Annotated in this window: 18 protein-coding genes; 8 read left to right on the top strand and 10 right to left on the bottom strand. The window is 68.2% G+C overall.

What is annotated here, in order from left to right; all coding sequences use genetic code 11:
- The first annotated feature begins 55 nt into the window (after window positions 1-55).
- Window positions 56-1,198 carry an OpgC domain-containing protein gene (gene opgC / locus BLW48_RS01505; protein ID WP_093049285.1) on the top strand — a complete coding sequence of 381 codons (1,143 nt, stop codon included), beginning with the start codon at window positions 56-58 and terminating at the stop codon, window positions 1,196-1,198.
- A gap of 10 nt (window positions 1,199-1,208) precedes the next feature.
- Here the strand turns inward: opgC and BLW48_RS01500 are convergent, their stop codons facing one another.
- The 3 genes from BLW48_RS01500 to BLW48_RS01490 form a co-directional block, all read right to left on the bottom strand.
- Window positions 1,209-1,967 (bottom strand): SGNH/GDSL hydrolase family protein, encoded by a 759-nt coding sequence (locus tag BLW48_RS01500; protein WP_093050382.1) that lies wholly within the window; start codon window positions 1,965-1,967, stop codon window positions 1,209-1,211.
- A gap of 101 nt (window positions 1,968-2,068) precedes the next feature.
- Window positions 2,069-2,830 carry an anti-sigma factor gene (locus BLW48_RS01495; protein ID WP_093172218.1) on the bottom strand — a complete coding sequence of 254 codons (762 nt, stop codon included), beginning with the start codon at window positions 2,828-2,830 and terminating at the stop codon, window positions 2,069-2,071.
- 28 nt (window positions 2,831-2,858) lie between these two features.
- Complete coding sequence (locus BLW48_RS01490; protein WP_371127341.1) at window positions 2,859-3,434, bottom strand: RNA polymerase sigma factor; 576 nt, start codon at window positions 3,432-3,434, stop codon at window positions 2,859-2,861.
- 166 nt (window positions 3,435-3,600) lie between these two features.
- Between BLW48_RS01490 and BLW48_RS01485 the strand changes: the two genes are divergently transcribed.
- Window positions 3,601-4,140, top strand: coding sequence for a hypothetical protein (locus tag BLW48_RS01485; RefSeq protein ID WP_093049294.1), 540 nt, complete (start codon window positions 3,601-3,603; stop codon window positions 4,138-4,140).
- 30 nt (window positions 4,141-4,170) lie between these two features.
- Window positions 4,171-5,481, top strand: coding sequence for a hypothetical protein (locus BLW48_RS01480; protein ID WP_093049296.1), 1,311 nt, complete (start codon window positions 4,171-4,173; stop codon window positions 5,479-5,481).
- Between the two features lie 9 nt (window positions 5,482-5,490).
- Here the strand turns inward: BLW48_RS01480 and BLW48_RS01475 are convergent, their stop codons facing one another.
- The 3 genes from BLW48_RS01475 to argH are packed head-to-tail and all read right to left on the bottom strand — an operon-like array spanning window position 5,491 to window position 9,234.
- Window positions 5,491-6,315 carry an ABC transporter substrate-binding protein gene (locus BLW48_RS01475; protein WP_093172216.1) on the bottom strand — a complete coding sequence of 275 codons (825 nt, stop codon included), beginning with the start codon at window positions 6,313-6,315 and terminating at the stop codon, window positions 5,491-5,493.
- Window positions 6,316-6,332: 17 nt separating this feature from the next.
- Window positions 6,333-7,811: a rhomboid family intramembrane serine protease gene (locus BLW48_RS01470; RefSeq protein ID WP_093172214.1), complete on the bottom strand. Its 1,479-nt coding sequence runs from the start codon at window positions 7,809-7,811 to the stop codon at window positions 6,333-6,335.
- A gap of 25 nt (window positions 7,812-7,836) precedes the next feature.
- On the bottom strand, window positions 7,837-9,234 hold the full coding sequence (gene argH, locus BLW48_RS01465) for an argininosuccinate lyase (protein WP_093172212.1): 1,398 nt from the start codon (window positions 9,232-9,234) through the stop codon (window positions 7,837-7,839).
- Window positions 9,235-9,290: 56 nt separating this feature from the next.
- Between argH and BLW48_RS01460 the strand changes: the two genes are divergently transcribed.
- Genes BLW48_RS01460 through BLW48_RS01450 form a run of 3 tightly spaced genes read left to right on the top strand, consistent with a single transcriptional unit; the run spans window position 9,291 to window position 12,387 of the window.
- Entirely contained in the window at window positions 9,291-10,364 is a 1,074-nt protein-coding gene (locus BLW48_RS01460) for a sensor histidine kinase (protein ID WP_143047724.1), read from the top strand.
- The gene (locus BLW48_RS01455; protein ID WP_093049334.1) at window positions 10,361-11,107 is read left to right on the top strand and encodes a LytR/AlgR family response regulator transcription factor; all 747 of its coding nucleotides are present in this window, start codon (window positions 10,361-10,363) and stop codon (window positions 11,105-11,107) included. Before BLW48_RS01460 ends, BLW48_RS01455 begins: the two co-directional genes overlap by 4 nt.
- Entirely contained in the window at window positions 11,104-12,387 is a 1,284-nt protein-coding gene (locus tag BLW48_RS01450) for an AI-2E family transporter (protein ID WP_093075622.1), read from the top strand. The genes BLW48_RS01455 and BLW48_RS01450 overlap by 4 nt, the downstream gene beginning before the upstream one ends.
- A 237-nt stretch (window positions 12,388-12,624) precedes the next feature.
- Here the strand turns inward: BLW48_RS01450 and BLW48_RS01445 are convergent, their stop codons facing one another.
- A complete protein-coding gene (locus BLW48_RS01445) occupies window positions 12,625-13,101 on the bottom strand; it encodes a winged helix-turn-helix transcriptional regulator (RefSeq protein WP_093172210.1) in 477 nt (158 codons plus the stop codon).
- 99 nt (window positions 13,102-13,200) lie between these two features.
- Between BLW48_RS01445 and BLW48_RS01440 the strand changes: the two genes are divergently transcribed.
- A complete protein-coding gene (locus tag BLW48_RS01440; RefSeq protein ID WP_093172208.1) occupies window positions 13,201-13,593 on the top strand; it encodes a tautomerase family protein in 393 nt (130 codons plus the stop codon).
- Here BLW48_RS01440 and BLW48_RS01435 read toward each other — a convergent pair.
- Entirely contained in the window at window positions 13,590-14,846 is a 1,257-nt protein-coding gene (locus tag BLW48_RS01435; protein WP_093172206.1) for an MFS transporter, read from the bottom strand. The genes BLW48_RS01440 and BLW48_RS01435 overlap by 4 nt on opposite strands.
- Window positions 14,833-15,357, bottom strand: a complete 525-nt coding sequence (locus BLW48_RS01430) for a GNAT family N-acetyltransferase (RefSeq protein ID WP_093172204.1) — start codon at window positions 15,355-15,357, stop codon at window positions 14,833-14,835. The genes BLW48_RS01435 and BLW48_RS01430 overlap by 14 nt, the downstream gene beginning before the upstream one ends.
- A 48-nt stretch (window positions 15,358-15,405) precedes the next feature.
- Here BLW48_RS01430 and BLW48_RS01425 point away from each other — a divergent pair, with 48 nt between their 5' ends.
- Window positions 15,406-16,332, top strand: coding sequence for a LysR family transcriptional regulator (locus BLW48_RS01425; RefSeq protein ID WP_093172202.1), 927 nt, complete (start codon window positions 15,406-15,408; stop codon window positions 16,330-16,332).
- 15 nt (window positions 16,333-16,347) lie between these two features.
- Here the strand turns inward: BLW48_RS01425 and BLW48_RS01420 are convergent, their stop codons facing one another.
- Complete coding sequence (locus BLW48_RS01420; protein WP_093075616.1) at window positions 16,348-17,598, bottom strand: MFS transporter; 1,251 nt, start codon at window positions 17,596-17,598, stop codon at window positions 16,348-16,350.
- Window positions 17,599-17,606: the final 8 nt, after the last annotated feature.

The raw sequence follows: 17,606 nt of genomic DNA, 5'->3' as shown, positions 1-17,606 counted from the left end.
AGCCGCTGTCGTGCGTGCGCCGCGCGGACCGCCACCAAGACCTCGCCGCCGACCGATGAAACGCTACTGGGAAATAGACGCCTTGCGCGGGCTGATGCTCGTGCTGATGACCGTCACCCATCTTCCCACCCGGCTGACCGATCCGCTGGGCCAGCCTTTCGGGTTCGTTTCGGCGGCAGAGGGCTTCGTGCTGTTGTCGGCCTTCGTGGCCGGGCTGGTGTACAGCCGCATCGGCTATCTGCGCGGGGTCGATTCGATGCGCCAGGCCTTCTGGCGGCGCGTGCTGAAGGTCTACCTGTGCCAGGCGGCGATCCTGCTGTTCCTGTTCACGGTGATCGCGGCGGTGGGGCTGCACATCGACCAGCCGGCCGTGAAGAACCTGGTGTCTTACTACCTGGCGGAGCCGCGCGAGGGCTTCCTGTTCGGGCTGCTGCTCATCTACGAGCCGGCGCTGCTCGACATCCTGCCGATGTACATCTTTTTCATGCTTTTGAGCCCCTGGGTGCTGGCCTTCGCCATGCGCCATGGCTGGACCTGGGTGATGGTGGCAAGCGCGACCGTGTGGGCGGCGGCGCAGTTCGGGCTCAGCGAATGGGTCTACGGGCTGGCTGAGCGCTACCTGGGCGTGCCGGTGCCGTTCCACGAGATGGGCGCGTTCAACACCTATGCCTGGCAGTTCCTGTGGTTCGCGGGGCTGTGCATCGGCGCCACCCGCAACGGGCCGGAAGCCCGGCCGCTGCGCTTTCCGGCTTGGCTGCTGGTGCTGGCGGCGGGCATCGCGCTGTACGGCGTCTACTGGCGCCACACCGGCATCAACGGGCAGGCGCCGTTCGGCGGCGACGTGGAGCTGAACCTGCTGTTCGACAAATGGCAGCTCGGGCCGCTGCGGCTGGTGAACCTTGTGGCGCTGGGCATCCTGGCGGTGCGCTTCGGGCCCTGGCTGATGCGGCGCATTCCGCGGCTACGCTGGCTGGAGGCAATGGGCTCGGCCTCGCTGCCGGTGTTCTGCGCGCACCTGGTGGCGGTGCTGCTGGTGCTGGCCTTCTACGGCGACAGCCAGACGGCGCGGCCATGGTGGGGCGACGGCCTGCTGCTGCTGGCGGTGTTCTCGGGGATGTACTTCGTGGCGCGTTTCACGCGTGGGGCGGACGTGCCGCCGCCGGCCGACGACGTGCCGTCGGAGCCCGCGCCGGCCTGAGCGCCCAGGTTCAGGGCAGGCTGGCCGTCGGCGGCGCGGGCGGAACAGGCAGGTGCGGCGCGATCACCGAGTGCCAGAGCCGGTAGCCCTCGTCCGTCATGTGCAGCCTGTCGCCCCGGAACAGCTCCATGCGCGGGCGGCCATCCGCGCCGAGCATCGGCGTGTAGATATCGATGAACTCACTGTTGGGCAGCAGGTTCAGGTAGGCCGAGATCACGTGATTGGTCTCGCGGATCTGCGGCATCAGCTGCTCGCGCGAGGGGCTGGGCTTGACCGAGATGAAGCTGATGCGCGCATCCGGCAGCTCGGCGCGCACCGCGTTGGCAAAGCGCGCGAAGCTGTCGAGCACCTGTAGCGGCGTGCGGCCCTCGGCCAGGTCGTTGTCGCCCGCATAGACCATCACCTGCCGGGGCTTGTAGCGCACCACGAGGTCTCGCGCGAAGAGGCTGCAGTCTTGCAGCGTCGAGCCGCCGAAGCCGCGGTTGATCACGCCGCCGGGCACGCGCGCGAAATCTTGCTGCAGGCGGGTCCACATGCGCACCGTGGAACTGCCGACGAACACCACGCCGCCGGGCGCGGGAAAGCGTTCCTGGTCGGCGCGCGCAAAAGCCGCGAGCTCGTTGTGCCAGCGGTCCTTGGCGGCCAGGTAGTCGCGCGCGGCCGCGGCCTCGGCAGCGGCCGTCTCGGATTCCTGGGGGAAGAAGCTGGACTGGGCGTGCGCTGTGAGCGCTGCGGCGAGCAGGGCGATCGCGGCCAGCGCGGTTTTCATCGAATGCATCGGAAGAACGGAAGAAGGGCGGGGAGCGAGCGGTAGGCGGATTTTCCATCACGACGCTCCAGTGGCCGTGATCGTTGACAGCCGGGTCTCGCCTAGATGGTTTTCTCGATGAGCGCGCCCTTGAACAGGACCGGTCCTTTCGGCCCGCTGCCCGGCGGGACGCCGCCCTTGGCTTCGAGCGTGATGGCCAGCGCAGGCACGGCATGCACGTCGGACTCCGATGCCGCGAGGCGCAGGCCCGGGGCGTTGTCGAGCACACCCAGCGATCGCGGCGCGCCGCCCGGCGGCAGGGCCCAGAGCTGCAGCGACTTGTCGTTGCCTTCATTGAAGCCGCCCACGCGTTGAAGCACCAGCTGCTTTTTCTTGGGGTCGAAGGTCACGAGCATCGAGGCTGCGTCCTTGTCGTCGCTCAGCACGGCCACGTACTGCACCGCCGGGGCGTTGTGCAGCTGGTCGCGCAGGTTCAGGCCGACCGCCACGGCCAGCACCGTGGCCAGCGCGCCGGCGGCGGTGGCGCCGCGCCACAGCGCGAGGCTGCGCAGCCAGCCGCCTTGGCGCGGCTCGCTGTCGGCCTTGGCATTGGCGGCATCGCGTTGCCGTTCGATGGCGAGTGCCGACTGCTCGGCGTCGATCATGTTGCGGATGCGGGTCCACACGGCCGGGTCGGGCGCGATCGAGGTTTGCAGCTCGGTCATGCCCGCGAGCCGGCCTTGCCAGACCAGCGCGGCGGCGCGCACCGGCGCCTGTTCGCGGGCCAGGGCTTCGAAGCGGCGTCGGGCGCCGCCGCGCAGCGTGCCGAGCGCATGGCTTGCGGCCAGCAGTTCGAGCAGTTCGGGGTGGGCGATGAGGTTCATTGGGAGGCTGCCTTGTTCATCGTCGCTCTCACGCAAAGCGCCCCATGCAGACGCGCAGCTTTTCCAGCCCGCGCCGGATCCACGTCTTGACCGTGCCGAGCGGCAGCTTCAGTTGCTCGGCCAGCTCGCCGTGGCTCATGTCGCGCAGGTAGGCCAGGCTGACCACTTCGCGCTGGCGGCCCTCTAGCTGGCTCAGGCACTGGTGCAGCGCCCAGGCCTGCTCGCTCGCATCGGCGGTGTCGGCCGGGTTGGGCGCGTCCGATTCGAGCTGGTCGGCCATGAGCTCGTCGAATTCCTGGGTCAGCTGGGCGCGGTCGGCGGTGCGGCGGCGCAGCAGGTCGAGCGCCCGGCTGCGCACGATCAGCCCGAGCCACGCCAGCGGCGGGCTGAGCGAGGCGCGATAGTCGCCAGCGACTCGCCAGACAGTCAGGAAGGCCTCCTGGAGCACGTCCTCGGCCCATTCGCGCTGCCGCACGACGCGCATCGCCAGGCCCATCAGCCTGGGCGAGGTGCGGTCGTAGAGCTGGCGCAGGGCGGCTTCGTCGCGATGGCCGATGCGGTCGATCAGCGCCATCAGTTCGGCGTCGGGGCTGGGAGCTGGCATCCGCGGATTGTGGGGCATCGATGCACATGCCAGATATACGGGGCGCCCGGGTGGCCGGATTCATGCTGCAGGCCCGATTTCAGGTCGAATGCAGTCTTTAGGAAACATTCGGCAACGTATACTGCCCGCAAAATTTAGAGGGACGCGCACACGCGCGAGCGGGGAAATGAAGCAAATTGCGATTGCGATCGTGCTCTGCGTGGGCGCGTGGTATTTCTTTATCGGCGGTCGCAAGCTCGACGAGCCGATGGTGCGCGACTACTACCAGAAGGAAGCGCGCGCCATTGCCGCTCGCGACGCCGACAAGCTGTGCAAGCAGCTCAGCCGCAAGGCCGTCATCGACAGCAAGACGACCATGATGGGCCGCACGGAAGAGACCTCGCACAACCGCGACGAGGCCTGCGAGGCGCAGCACAAGACCTTCGAGATCCTGCGCCGCGTCGGCGACCAGATGGGCGGCATCCTCACCCTCGACTACGACTACCACATCGATTCCGTCGAAGTGGCGCCCAACCGCAAGAGCGCCATCGTCAAGGGCACCAGCGTGCTGCAGATGGGCGAGTCGGTCATTCAGCTCAAGACCAGCTTCACGCAGCGTCTGGAGAGCGAGCTGGGCCAGATGCGCCTGGTGCATGCCGAAGAGGCCACCGTGGTGCGCCTGGGCGGCCGGGGCGCCATGAGCCAGAGCGATTTCTTCCGCAAGTAAGCGAATCCATAAAAACAGGGGGTCGTTGCCATGATCGTCGTCAAGGATGCGGCGCCGCCGCCACCGCCGTTCTGGCACCGCCTGAACAGCTTCTTCGCCTTTCCGTTCCAGATGCGGCCGCTGGCCTACGGGCTGCTGCTGTCGTTCTGCAGCCTGTTCTTCGACGCTATCTTCTTCCTGCCCGACGCGCTGGCGCTCTTCGTCATCGAGGTCGGCATCATGCTGGCGGCCAGCCGCTACGGCTTCAAGATCATTGCGCTGGGCGCGCGCGGCATCCGCGATTCGGCGGACTTCGGCCGCGAGTCCAGCGACGACTGGACCTACCTGCCGTGGAAGCTGTTCGCGATCACGATGGTGCAGGCCTTTCTCATCGGCTGGCTTGCCTGGTATGCGCCGATCCTCGGCACGGTGGGGCTGTTCGTCATGTCGTTCACGTTCCCGGCGGCGGTGATCGTGCTGGTGCAGTCGGCCAGCTTCTTCCAGGCGATGAACCCCGGCAACGTGATGGACGCGATGCGCATCATCGGCTGGCCGTATGCGCTGCTGTGCTTCTTCCTGTTCCTGCTGAGCACGGGCGCGCAGGTGGCGCTGTCGATGCTGCTGCCGATGTTCGACGGGCGCATCGCGCTGCCGGTGATCAACTTCGCCTTCATCTACTTCGGCTGGGTCATGGCGAGCCTGCTGGGCTACGTGATGTTCCAGCACCACGACGCCTTCGGCTTCGACGCCGTGCCGGGCAGCGAACTGGGCGACGGCGCCACGGTCGACCGCCGCACGCCCGAGCAGATCGCCGCGCAGCGCATGGACGCAGAAGTGGCGCAGCTGATCACCGAGGGCGACCTCGCGGCCGCATTGGGCTCGGCCTACGAGGCCCAGCGCACGGCCGCGTCCGACGACCTCGCGGCGCAGCGCCGCTACCACCGCGTGCTGGCGCTGATGCCCGACAAGAAGGACACGATGCTCGATCAGGCGCGGCGCTTCATCCCGCTGCTGATGCGGCGCGACCTGGCCTCGGAGGCGCTCAAGGTCTTCAAGGCCTGCAAGGAAAAGGACAAGGCCTTCGCGCTCGACGATGCCGCCATGGTGATCGCGATGGCGCGCGCCGAATGGCGCAACGGCGATGCGCACGCCACGCTGGCACTGCTGTCGGGCTTCGACAAGCGCTTTCGCGGCAACGAGGCGATTCCGCAGGCCTACGAGCTGGCCGCCCGCGCGCTGGTGCAGGGGCTGGGCCGGGCCGACATGGCGCAGCCCATCCTGACGACGATGGAGTCGCGCTACCCCGACAGCGAGCAGACGCAGGAAGTGCGCTGGTTGCTGCGGCCGACCCCGGCGGCCTAGCGCGCGGTATTACGAGGCGCGGCGCGGCGCCACGGCGGCGCCCTCGATGCCGTGCCGTTTCAGCGCCTCGGCAACGAAGCCTGATGCCTTCATCTCCTCGATGAAATCGCTGAGCCACGCCTGCGCAGCGAGCCGGCCCTTCGGTACGCCCATGGCCTGCTCGATCACCATGAAGCGGCCCGGCAGCAGGCGCACGCCGCCCACTCGCGCGGCATCCGCTTCCAACTGCTGCTTCACGCCGGCGGCCACGTCGAGGTTCTGGGCCAGGAACTGGTTCGTGACCTCGGGCGAGGTCGGCGCGCGCACCAGCGTGGCGGCCTTCAGCTCGCGCGTGAGGAACAGATCGTAGGCGCTGCCGCGGCCCACCACGACACGGGTTCCCGCGCGGTCGACATCGGTGTTGCGCTGCAGCGGCGAGCCGTTGCGAACCAGATAGGCGCCTTCGATGATCACGTAGGGCGCGGTGTATTCCATGTCCGCCGCGCGCACCGGGTCGATGGCGACAAAGGCCATGTCGACCTGCCGTGCCTTGACCGCTTCGACCACGTTGCCGGCGGAGTTGAACTGCACCAGCTCGACGGCCAGGCCGAGGCGGCGCGCCGCCTCGCGCGCAAGGTCCACCGAGACGCCGCTCGGCACGCCACCCGCGCCGCGGCTGGCGAGGATCGGGTTGCCGAAGTTGATGGCGGCGCGCAGCTTGCCGGTACCGCCGAGCTCCGCCGCGGCGGCTGCTTGCGAACTGGCCCTGGTGCCGGCGCAGCCCGCCAGCAGGAGTCCGCCCGCGGCGCAGAAGGCGCGGCGGTCGATGGCGTGGGAGAGCACGGGCTGTCTCATGCGTGTCTCCTTGCTTGTCAGGCGCGCTGCAGGGCGCGCGTGACCATGTCGTTCGGCGCCAGTCGCAGCAGGTGCGGCAACAGGCCCAATGCCTTTTCACGTTCGCCGGCATGCAATAACCCGTTCGCGCACACGGAGAGCGTGTCGGCCAGCTGCGGATGATCGGGCGCGGTCTTCAGCAGGATGCGGCACAGCATGTCGGCATCGCCGAACTCGCGGATGCGGGCGAAGCGGCGCGCGAGCCGGGCCATGTCGTCGGGCTTCAGGCGCAGGCCCGGTTTGGCTTGGTCGAGGTAGGTCTTGTAGCTGGCGTGTTGCAGCGCAATCGTTTCGGGGTCGGTGCCAGGCAGGCGGAAGATGCGGCGCGCAGCTTGGTGGAAGTCGTCGCTCGCGGGCTGCAGCCGCGCGGTGTTGAACCAGGCGCGCAGGGTGTCGGCGTCGTTGGGGCGCAGGGCGGCGGCGGCGCGCCACTCGGCGCAGGCGGGCTCGAACTTCATTGCGGCAGCCAGCCGGCGTGCGGCGGCCACGTGCGCATCGAAATGGTCGTCGTCGTTCGTCATTTCCGACTTGACGGTTTCGGGCGTTTTCACGCGGCCCAGCAGCATGGCGCCGGTCATCAGCGCGGCGCCGGTCAGCAGGCCACCCAGGTGGGCCATGTAGGCGATGCCCTGGCCGCCCAGCCAGTGCTGCATCAGCTCGTTGACGATCCAGGCCGGCAGCAGCAGCAAGGCCGGCGCGGTGACGTAGTTGAAATAGAAGAACAGCTGGTAGAAGAAGCGGATGCGTCGCAGCCGGTACATCACCGCGTACATGCCCATCAGCGCCGAGATGGCGCCCGAGGCGCCGAGCCCGTAGCCCTCCTTGCCCGCATAGGCCCAGCCGGCCAGCAGGGAGGAGCCGACGGCGCCCAGCAGATAGAACGTCAGGTAGGTGCCGCGCCCCAGCGCCAGCTCGACCGAGAAGCCGAACAGGAAGAGGAACAGCATGTTGCCCAGCAGGTGGCCGGTGCTGCCGTGCAGGAAGGCGGCGGTGATCCAGGTCCAGGGCTTGAACTCGGCGTCCTTGTTGTAGTCCTGCGACCAGCGCTCGGTGAAGGGCGCCGGCAGCATCGCCTCGTACTGCTGGCGGTCGCGCTTCCATTCGCCGTACTGCGGGTTCGTGGGCTTGATGACCTCGTCGGCCCGCAGCTTCGCCAGGAACTTCTTGTCGTTCTGCAGGCCTTCCAGCAGCTGTGGATAAGCCTCTTCGTGCGGCAGCATGCGCCGGGCCAGCTTGCCGCGCTTGGGGTCGGTTTTTTCCAGCCATTCGACGAAGGGCGGCAGCTCCAGTTCGGGCAGCACGCTCTTCGTGTAGTAGTTGGCGGCACGCTCGCGCGTGTTCTCTTCACTGCGCTGCGGCCCCCAGAACACGAGCATGTTCAGGAGGATCAGCAGCACCGTCATCCACGGTGGGTTGCGCCAGCTCGGTTTGTTCTCGAGCGGGATGGCGTAGAACACGGTGCGGCCGCCGGTGTTGCCGCGATCAGCCGAGGCGGGCGCGGTGGCGCGCCACTTGCGCCTTCACCTGCGCCGGGGCGGTGCCGCCCAGGATGTTGCGTGCGTTCAGCGAGCCGCGCAGGCTCAGCACGTCGTACACGTCCTTCTCGATGCCCGGGTTGAACTGCTGCAGCACGGCCAGCGGCAGCTCGGCCAGGTCGACCTTGTGCGAGGTGGCGGCCTTGACGGCATGCGCCACCGTTTCGTGCGCGTCGCGGAAGGGCAGGCCCTTCTTCACGAGGTAGTCAGCCAGGTCAGTGGCGGTGGCGTAGCCGCGCAGCGCGGCCATTTCCATGGCCTCGGGCTTCACGGTGATGCCGCCGATCATCTCGGCAAAGATGCGCAGGGTGTCTTTGAGCGTGTCGACGGTGTCGAACAGCGGCTCCTTGTCTTCCTGGTTGTCCTTGTTGTAGGCCAGCGGCTGGCCCTTCATGAGCGTGATGAGCGCCATCAGGTGGCCGACCACGCGGCCGGTCTTGCCGCGCGCCAGCTCGGGCACGTCGGGGTTCTTCTTCTGCGGCATGATCGACGAGCCCGTGGTGAAGCGGTCGGCGATCTGGATGAAGCTGAAGTTCTGGCTCATCCACAGGATGAGTTCTTCGCTCATGCGGCTGATGTGCACCATGCACAGGCTGGCGGCAGCGGTGAATTCGATGGCGAAGTCGCGGTCGCTCACGGCGTCCAGGCTGTTCTGGCACACGCCGTCCATGCCCAGTGTCTTGGCGACCAGCTCGCGGTCCAGCGGGTAGCTGGTGCCGGCCAGCGCGGCGGCGCCCAGCGGCAGGCGGTTGACGCGCCTGCGCACCTCGCCCATGCGTTCCGCATCGCGGCTGAACATCTCGACATACGCCAGCATGTGGTGGCCGAAGCTCACCGGCTGCGCCACCTGCAGGTGGGTGAAGCCCGGCAGGATCACGTCGACGTTCTTCTCGGCGATGTCCACCAGTGCCTTCTGCAGCTCGACCAGCAGGTCGCCGATCAGGTCGATTTCGCCGCGCAGCCACAGGCGCACGTCGGTGGCGACCTGGTCGTTGCGGCTGCGGCCGGTGTGCAGGCGCTTGCCGGCGTCGCCGACCAGCTGGGTCAGGCGGGCCTCGATGTTCAGGTGCACGTCTTCGAGGTCGAGCTTCCACTCGAAGGCGCCGGATTCGATTTCGGCGCGAATCTGCGTCATCCCGCGTTCAATGGCGGCGTGGTCCTGCACGCCGATGATCCCCTGTGCGGCCAGCATGCCGGCATGGGCCAGCGAGCCTTGGATGTCGGCCTGCCACAGGCGCTTGTCGAAGAAGACGCTGGAGGTGTAGCGCTTCACCAGGTCGCTCATCGGTTCGGAGAAAAGGGCCGACCAGGCTTCGGATTTCTTGTCGAATTGGTTTTGGGTCATGGGAGCCGTCCAGGAGGCAATAATGGGTTGGTCACCCGATGGATCTGATGTCTGCGATGCGCAACCCGGCGATTTTATCGGCCAGCTCTACCCCCACGCCCCCGTCATCGTCGGAAAGGGTGCGCACGCCCCTGCGCGGCGACCCATCGATCTTCGACGCCTGCCAGATCGGGGTGGTGCTGCGCACCGTGGTGTTCGTCGAGGCGGTGGTGGCCATCGCCACCCTGTTCGTGGCCTCCACGCCCGGCGAATGGCTGGTGCAGACGGCCACGGTCACGGGCGGGGCCCTGCCAGCCACCCTGATGTGGCTGGTGAGCGCCTGCGGGCTCAAGAAGCCGCTGCGGCGCCTGCCGAAACAGGGGCAGTACGCGGCCGGGGCCGTGCTCGGCGCGGTGTCGGCGCTGTATGGCTGTGGCCTGCTGCGGCTGACGGGTGTTCTTGCCAGTGCGCCGTGGCTGGCCAGTGCGTTGACCGGAGCCCTGTTCGCGGGGCTGGTGATGGCCGCGATGGTGCTGCGCGCCCGGGGCCAGACGCCGGCGGCGACCACCGCGCGGCTCGAAGAACTGCAATCGCGCATCCGCCCCCACTTTCTGTTCAACACGCTCAACAGCGCCATCGCGCTGGTGCGCGAAGAGCCGGCCAAGGCCGAGACCATGCTCGAAGACCTGGCCGAGCTGTTCCGCCAGGCGCTGGCCGACCCGGGCGAATCGTGCACGCTGGCCGACGAGATCGCGCTGGCCGAGCGCTACCTGGCCATCGAGCAGGTGCGCTTCGGCGACCGCCTGCGCATCCGCTGGGACCTGGACGCCGCCGCCAGCAACGCGCGCCTGCCGCCCCTGCTGCTGCAGCCGCTGGTCGAGAACGCCATCAAGCACGGCGTGGAGCCCAGCCCCGAGGGCGCCAGGCTGCGCATCCGCACCGAGCGGCGCGGTTCCATGGTGGTGATCGAGGTGGTCAACAGCCTGCCGCCGCTGCGCTGGGCCGACGAGCCGCTGCCGCGCGGCCACGGCATTGCGCTGGCCAACGTGCGCGACCGGCTGCGGCTGCTGCACGACATGCAGATGCAGTTCAGCGCCGGCATGGACCAGAAAAGCTACCGGGTGCGCATAGCGATCCCCGCCGAATCATGACCCTCAAGACACTCATCGTTGACGACGAAGCCCTGGCGCGCTCGCGCCTTCGCACGCTGCTGCGCGACTGCACATCGCCCGCCGCCGAGGTGGTGGCCGAGGCCTCGCAGGGTGCCGAGGCGCTGCAGCACCTGACGACGATGGCGCTCGACCTGGTGCTGCTCGACGTGCACATGCCCGGCGTCGACGGCATCGAGGTGGCGCGCGCGCTGCGCAGCCGCTCCGATGCACCGGCCGTGGTGTTCGTGACCGCGCATGCGACCCACGCGGTGACGGCCTTCGACCTCGATGCGGTCGACTACCTCACCAAGCCCGTGCGCGCCGAGCGCTTGCAGCAGGCACTGCAGAAGGCAGAACGCTTCCTGAAGGAGCGCCGCGCGCTGCAGGCCGAGGCCGTGCCCGAGACGGTGCTGATCCAGGACCGAGGCCGCGCCGAGCGCGTGCCGCTGTCTGAAGTGCTCTATCTCAAGTCCGAATACAAGTACCTCACCGTGCGTACCGCCACGCGCAGCCACATCCTCGACGGCTCGCTCAACGAGTTCGAGGAACGCTATCCGAACCGCTTCCTGCGCGTGCACCGCAATGCGCTGGTGGCGCGCTCGGCGATTCGCGCGCTGGAGAAATACGACGACGGCGAGGACGCCGAAGGCTGGGCCCTGCGCCTCGACGCCATTCCCGAGCCCGTGGCCGTGTCGCGTCGCCAGCTTGCCGCGGTGCGCGAAGTGCTCAAGGAAGCGCGATGAGCGACGACAAGCCCGCGGCTGCCGAGGCGCCACCGCCGCCTGAGCCAAAGCCGGAACCGGCTGCCGAACCACCGCAGGCCGCAGCGGTCGAGCCCGCACCTGCGCCCGAGGCGCAAGAGCCCGAACCGGTCACCGAGCCCGAACCGGAGCCAGAGCCGCCCACGCCCGCGCGCGACCGCCTGCTGCTGCACATGCCCGTCGACGTGCGCAGCGCCTCGCTGGTGGTGCTCGCCGTGCTGGCCAGCGTGTTCGCGCTGCAGTGGGGCCAGGCCGTGTTCATTCCGCTGATGCTGAGCCTGCTGCTGACCTACGCGCTTTCGCCGCTGGTGGACCTGCTCCATCGCTGGAAGCTGCCGCGCTGGATTGGCGCGGCGCTGATCCTCGTGGGGCTGTTCGGCGGGCTGGGCTGGACCGGCTATTCGCTGTCGGGCAGCGCCTCGCAATTGCTCGATTCGTTGCCGGTGGCCGCGCAGAAGCTCGGCCAGGCCATGCGCCGCGACAAGGGCGCCAGCGCCACGCCGCTCGAAAGCGTGCAGCAGGCCGCCGCGCAGCTCGAGAAAGCCGCCGAAGAAAACTCCGCCCGCGTTGCAGCGCGCAAGGGCGTGGCGCGCGTGGTCATCGAACGGCCGGGCTTCAACGTGCGCGACTACCTGCTGAGCGGCACCGTCGGGCTGCTGAGCGCGATGGGGCAGCTCACGCTGGTGGCTTTCCTCACTTACTTCGCGCTTTGCTCGGGCGACACCTTCCGCCGCAAGCTCATCAAGATCACCGGGTCGAGCCTGCAGAAGAAGAAGGTCACGGTGCACGTGCTGGACGACATCACCCGCAACATCGAGCGCTACCTGCTGGTGCAGATACTGGTGAGCGGGGTGGTGGGCGTGGCGACCGGGCTGGCGTTCTGGGCCCTCGGCGTGGAGAACGCGGCGGTGTGGGGAATCATCGCGGCCGTGACCAACCTCATTCCCTACATCGGCTCGGTGATCGTGCTGGCGGCCGCGGGGCTGGTGGCCTTCCTCCAGTTCAACAGCCTGCAGATGGGCATCGTGGTGGGTGGCGTGTCGCTGGCGATCCACACGATCATCGGCAACCTGCTGATGCCCTGGCTCACCAGCCGCACCAGCCGCATGAACCCGGTGGCAGTGTTCGTGGGCGTGATCTTCTGGGGCTGGCTCTGGGGCATCTGGGGCCTGCTGCTGGGCATTCCGATCACGATGGTGATCAAGTCGATCTGCGACCGGGTGGAAGACCTGCAGCCGATCGGGGAGCTGCTGGGGGAGTAGGCCTAGCCCAGCAGGGCCCTCAACTCGCCAGCCGCAGCCGTGAGGATTTCCCGCGAAAGAGCCTCGTCGTTGACCGCACGCGACAGCGACACTGCACCCACCAGCGAAGACAGCGCCGAGAATCGGGTGATCGGTTGCAGTGGGTGGGGAGCGTGAACGGTACCGAGACCGTCTACGAGAGCGACCCCGGCGTCGACTTCGGCACGCGGCTGCAGCTGTGGCTGCTTTTCCCGTTCATCAGCGAGAGCCTGCTTTAGTCGCTGTTGTTGCCGGCAGTTTCTTCACGAAGGTGAGGTCCGGGTCCAGCGGCTTTCCATCGCGCGTGCGCAGATCGATCTTCGGCACCGGCTTGCCGCTGTCGCGCTCGAGCAGCACCGAATGGCGCTCGCCCTTGGCATACAGATGCGCTTCGCCCCAGTGCCGCAGGCCCACCACCACGGGAAACAGACCCTTGCCCTTGGCCGTCAGCACGTACTCCTGGTAGAGCGATCCATCGGAGGCGGGCACGAGGTCGAGCACGCCTTCCTGCACGAGATTTTTCAGCCGGTCCGACAGGATGTTCTTCGCGACACCCAGGCTCTGCTGGAACTCGCCGAAGCGCTTCATGCCATCGAACGCATCGCGGATGACGAGCAGCGACCACTGGTCGCCAACGATCTCGAGCGCGCGTGCCATCGGACATGCGTCGGTTTTGAGGCTTCTTCTTCGGGCCATGGCTTTTCTTCCTGCGTTGGGCGCGAGTTTAGACCGCAATGGCCATTCGGTTGCAGAGTAAAACTGCAATGGCTAGGATCAGCCTGAAGGAGTCCCCACATGCCCTATCTCCAACTCGATGTGAACGGCCGCCACCCCGTGGCCGACAAGAAACGCCTCGCCAAGAAACTCAGCGAAACCTACGCGCAGATGATGAGCGTCGACATCCGCCGCATCAGCATCGCAATCCGCGAAGTGGGCGAAGGTGGCGTGTGGCGCATGGTGGACGGCGAGCCCGCCGAGGTGTCGGTGCTCATGTGCGACATCCGGCGCGGCCGTTCGGCCGAACTGCGGCTCGAAGTGGCCAAGGCGCTGTGCCGCGACTGCATCGAGATCCTGGGCCTGCGCGAAGACCGGCTCAATGTCGAGTTCACCCAGCATTCGGGCGACGAGATGTACCACCCGACGCTCGGCGGCTACAGCCCCGAGTGGTCCGAGGGCGAAGAAGCTTAGTGAGCAGCAGCCGCGTGCGCACGATGCAGCCGTGAGAAGCGCGCGATCATCAACGGCCCCAGCAGCGCGCCCAGCCCGACCGAACTCCACGCCGCCACCCAGCCGTGCGTGCTGCCCAGGCCGAAGCGCGTCTGCCCCCAGTCCAGCGCGAGGCCGAACACCCACGGACTGAGCGCACCCGCGCCGAAGCCCATCACCGAACGCACCGAGTACGCCACGCCCAGCCGGTGCGGCGCCACCACGTCGGCCAGCGCGGTCGAGTAGACCGACGAATCCGCAATGGCGAGCAGGTTGTAAATGGCGGCGGCCGCAGCCAGAAGCCACAGCGGCCAGCTCCACATCCAGCCGAAGGCGAAGGACATGCACAGGCTTGCGACGGTGGCGATCATCATCACCCGCGCGCGGCCAAGCCGGTCGGAGGCTGCGCCGCCTGCGACGCTGCCGAACACGCTGACGAGGTGCGCCAGCGCGGCAAGCGCGATGCCCGCGCCTTGCCACGATGTCGCCGTGCCCGACGATGCCACCAGATAGGCCGGCAGCCACGCCCACAGCGCCATGAGCTCCCAGCAATGGAAGGCGTAGGCCCAGTTGCCCGCCATCGCGGGCTTGTCGCGCACCGTGGCGGCCAGTGCGTGCCAGGTGCCTTCGCGGACCGCGCCAGGCACGGGCGCCGAAGGCGGCCGCATGCGGCGCAGCGCCTGCAGCGTCAGCAATGCGCCCGCCACGGTGCAGCCCGCCGCAACCAGCAGGCCCAGCCGCCAGTGCTGCAGATGGCTGAATGCCGCCACTACCGCGAGCGAGAGCGCATAGCCCATCGACGACGAACCGATGAAAAGGCCCATCGCGCGTCCGCGCACGGCGGGCTCGGTGTTGCGCGCCAGCAGCTGCAGGCCCGGCGTGTACGAGGCCCCCGCGCACAGCCCGGCCAGGCCATAGAGCAGCATCGCCGAGAGATGGCCGCGCGCGAAGACGGCGAAGGCCAGTGCCGCCATCGCGCTGATGGCGCTGCCGGCGAAGAAGATGCGGTGCGGCCCGTAGCGGTCGGCCAGCAGGCCCACGGCGAACAGCGAGCTCATGTAGCCCACGTGCCAGGCGCTCTGGATCGAGCCGGCCTGCGCGGCCGTCATGTGCCAGTCGGCCATCATGAACGGCAGCACGCCGGAATAGGCGGTGACGATCATCGCCTGCAGCAGCCGGCTCGTGCACAGCAGCGCCAGCCAGCCGCGCTGCGGGGCGGGCTCAGCGCAATGCACGTTGCAGGAGCACGGTGTCGACCCACTGCCCGAACTTGAAGCCGATGTCGCGCAGCACGCCGACCTGCTCGAAGCCCAGGCTTTCGTGCAGCCGCAGTGAGCCCGTGTTGGCGCTGTTGCCTACGCACGCCACCATCTGTGTGAAGCCGCCGTCGGTGCAGCGCCGGATCACCTCGCGCAGCAGCGCCTTGCCGATGCCATGGCCGTGCATGCCTTGCGCGACGTAGATCGAGTCTTCCACCGTGTGCCGATATGCGGAGCGGGCGCGGTAGGCAGTGGCGTAGGCATAGCCGGCGACCTCGCCGTCCTTCAGCGCGACGAGGTACGGAAGGCCGCGCTGGAGCACATCGGCGCGGCGCGCCTGCATCTGGTCGACGGTGGGTACTTCTTCCTCGAAAGAGCACAGGTCGTGCAGCACGTAGTGGCTGTAGATGGCCTGCACGGCGGCCACGTGATGCGGCTCGGCGTCGAGGATTTCAACGGTGGCGGAAGTGAGGCATGGAGATGACATGGCCCGATCTTGACGATCCACACTTGATAAGTGAAGCTTCGCTGAGCTATGCAAGGCATAAGAAATACTTTGGATAAATCACTGAACCTCGACCAGCTCAGGTCCTTCGGGCTGGTGATCGAAACCGGCAGCTTCTCGGCAGCGGCCGACCGGCTCGGCATCTCGCAGCCGGCTGTGAGCCTGCAGATTCGTCAGCTGGAGCGCCACTTGGCGGTGCGCCTCGTCGAGCGGGTCGGCAAGCGCGCGAAGGCCACGCCAGCGGGCATGGAGCTGCTGCGCCATGCGCAACACATCGAGACCGCGGTCGAGAACGCCGTCGATGCATTGGCCGACCATGCCAGCGGCATCGCGGGCCGTGTGCGGCTTGGCACGGGCGCGACGGCCTGCCTGCATTTCCTGCCGGCCGTGCTGCGCGGACTGCGCGAGCAGTTTCCGGAGCTGGGCGTGGTGGTCAGCACCGGCAACACCGAAGACCAGGCGCGCAAGGTGGAAGAGAACAGCCTCGACCTCGCGCTGGTCACGTTGCCGGCGGCTGGGCGCTCGTTGACGGTGATGCCGGTGCTCGACGACGAGTTCGTCGCCATCGGCCGGGCAGACCTCGCGCCGCTGAAGGCGAGGGTGGCGCCGGCCGATCTGGGCGCGCTGCCGCTGGTGCTGTTCGAGCCCGCCGCCAACACGCGCAAGCTGGTCGACCGCTGGTTCGCCGCCGGTGGCCTGCAGCCGCAGCCCGTAATGGAGCTGGGCAGCGTCGAGGCGATGAAGGAGATGGTGGCCGCGGGCTTGGGCTATGCCATCGTGCCCGGCATGTCGATGGTGGGTCGCGGCGCCCACCCCGAGCTGAAGACCAGCCGCCTGAATCCACGCATGCACCGAACGCTGGCCGTGGTGATCCGGCGGGACAAGCCCGTCAACAAGGCCTTGCGCGTGGTGCTCGATGCGATCGTGGCGGCCGGAAAGAAGCCCGGCGGCCGCTGAAGGGTCAGTGCTGCGTTATTCCGGAACCGCAGCCAACGACGCGCCGCCGCGTGCCCGGCCCAGCGTACCGACGATGAGCGCAGCGATCAGCACCAGCACGCCGCTGAGCACCATCGCGCTGGAGATGCCGAAGTTGTCGACCGTCACGCCGCCGATCAGCGCGCCGGAGGCAATCGCCACCTGGAAGCCGCTCACCAGCAGGGCTTGGCCGGCTTCGGGTGCGTCGGGCACCGCTTCCATCATCCAGCCCGTGAGCGCCACGGGGATCAGGCCGAAGGCCACGCCCCAGATCACGACTACCACCGCGCCGGGCACGAAGCCGGAGCCGATCACCGTCGTCAGCAGCAGGGCAGTGGCGAGCATCAACGCCGCCAGCAGGGTGGTGCCGCGCACGCTGCGCGCCACCAGGCTGCCACCGACGAAGGTGCCGACGAAGCCCACCGCGCCGTAGACCAGCAGCAGCGTCGAGACCGAGTTGGGCGCCAGGCCGAACACCTGCTGCAGCAGCGGCTTCAGGTAGGTGTATGCCGCAAAGTGGCCGGCGATGAAGAACAGCACCGCGAGCAGGCCGACCTGCGCCATGCGGCGCGTGAGCGGCGTCAGCAGGTCGCGTGCGCCGATGGCGCGCACCGGCGGAATCGCGGGCAGCAGCCACAGCTGCACCAGCAGCACGACGGCCGCCAGTGCACCGGTCACCGCGAACGAGGCGCGCCAGCCGAACAGCGTGCCGAGGAACGAACCTGCCGGCACCCCGAGCACCGTGGCGGCCGACACACCGGCCAGCACCAGCGACATGGCGCGTGCCTGCGATGCATGCGGCACCAGCTGCGTGGCAGCGGCGGGCGCAAAAGTCCAGAAGCCGCCGACGCACAGGCCGAGCAGCAGGCGCGCCACCAGCATCGTGCCGAAGTTGGGCGCGAAGGCGGCGAGCAGGTTCGAGGCAATCAGCAGCGTGGTGAGCGCGATCAGCACGGTGCGGCGGTCGAGCTTGCCCGACGCCACGATCAACGCGGGGCCGGCGAATGCAGCCAGCACGCCGGGCATGGTGACCATCAGGCCGGCCGTGCCGTCGGACACGTTGAGCCCGCGCGCAATGTCGGTCAGCAGGCCGATGGGCATGAACTCGGTCGAGACCATCGCGAAGGTGCCGACGGCGATGGAGCTGACGGCGAGCCATGCGGAGCGGGACGCAGGCACCGGTGCGGAGACCGGCGCCGGTGCAGCGAGGTCGTCGATGCACGGGTTGCTGCTTGGGGAATTCATCATGGGAAGCT

Origin of the sequence: Variovorax sp. YR266, from assembly GCF_900107295.1 — a bacterium.
Classification (GTDB): domain Bacteria; phylum Pseudomonadota; class Gammaproteobacteria; order Burkholderiales; family Burkholderiaceae_C; genus Variovorax.
Note: the sequence above shows the minus strand (reverse complement) of the source record. Positions and strands in the feature narration are given on the sequence as shown.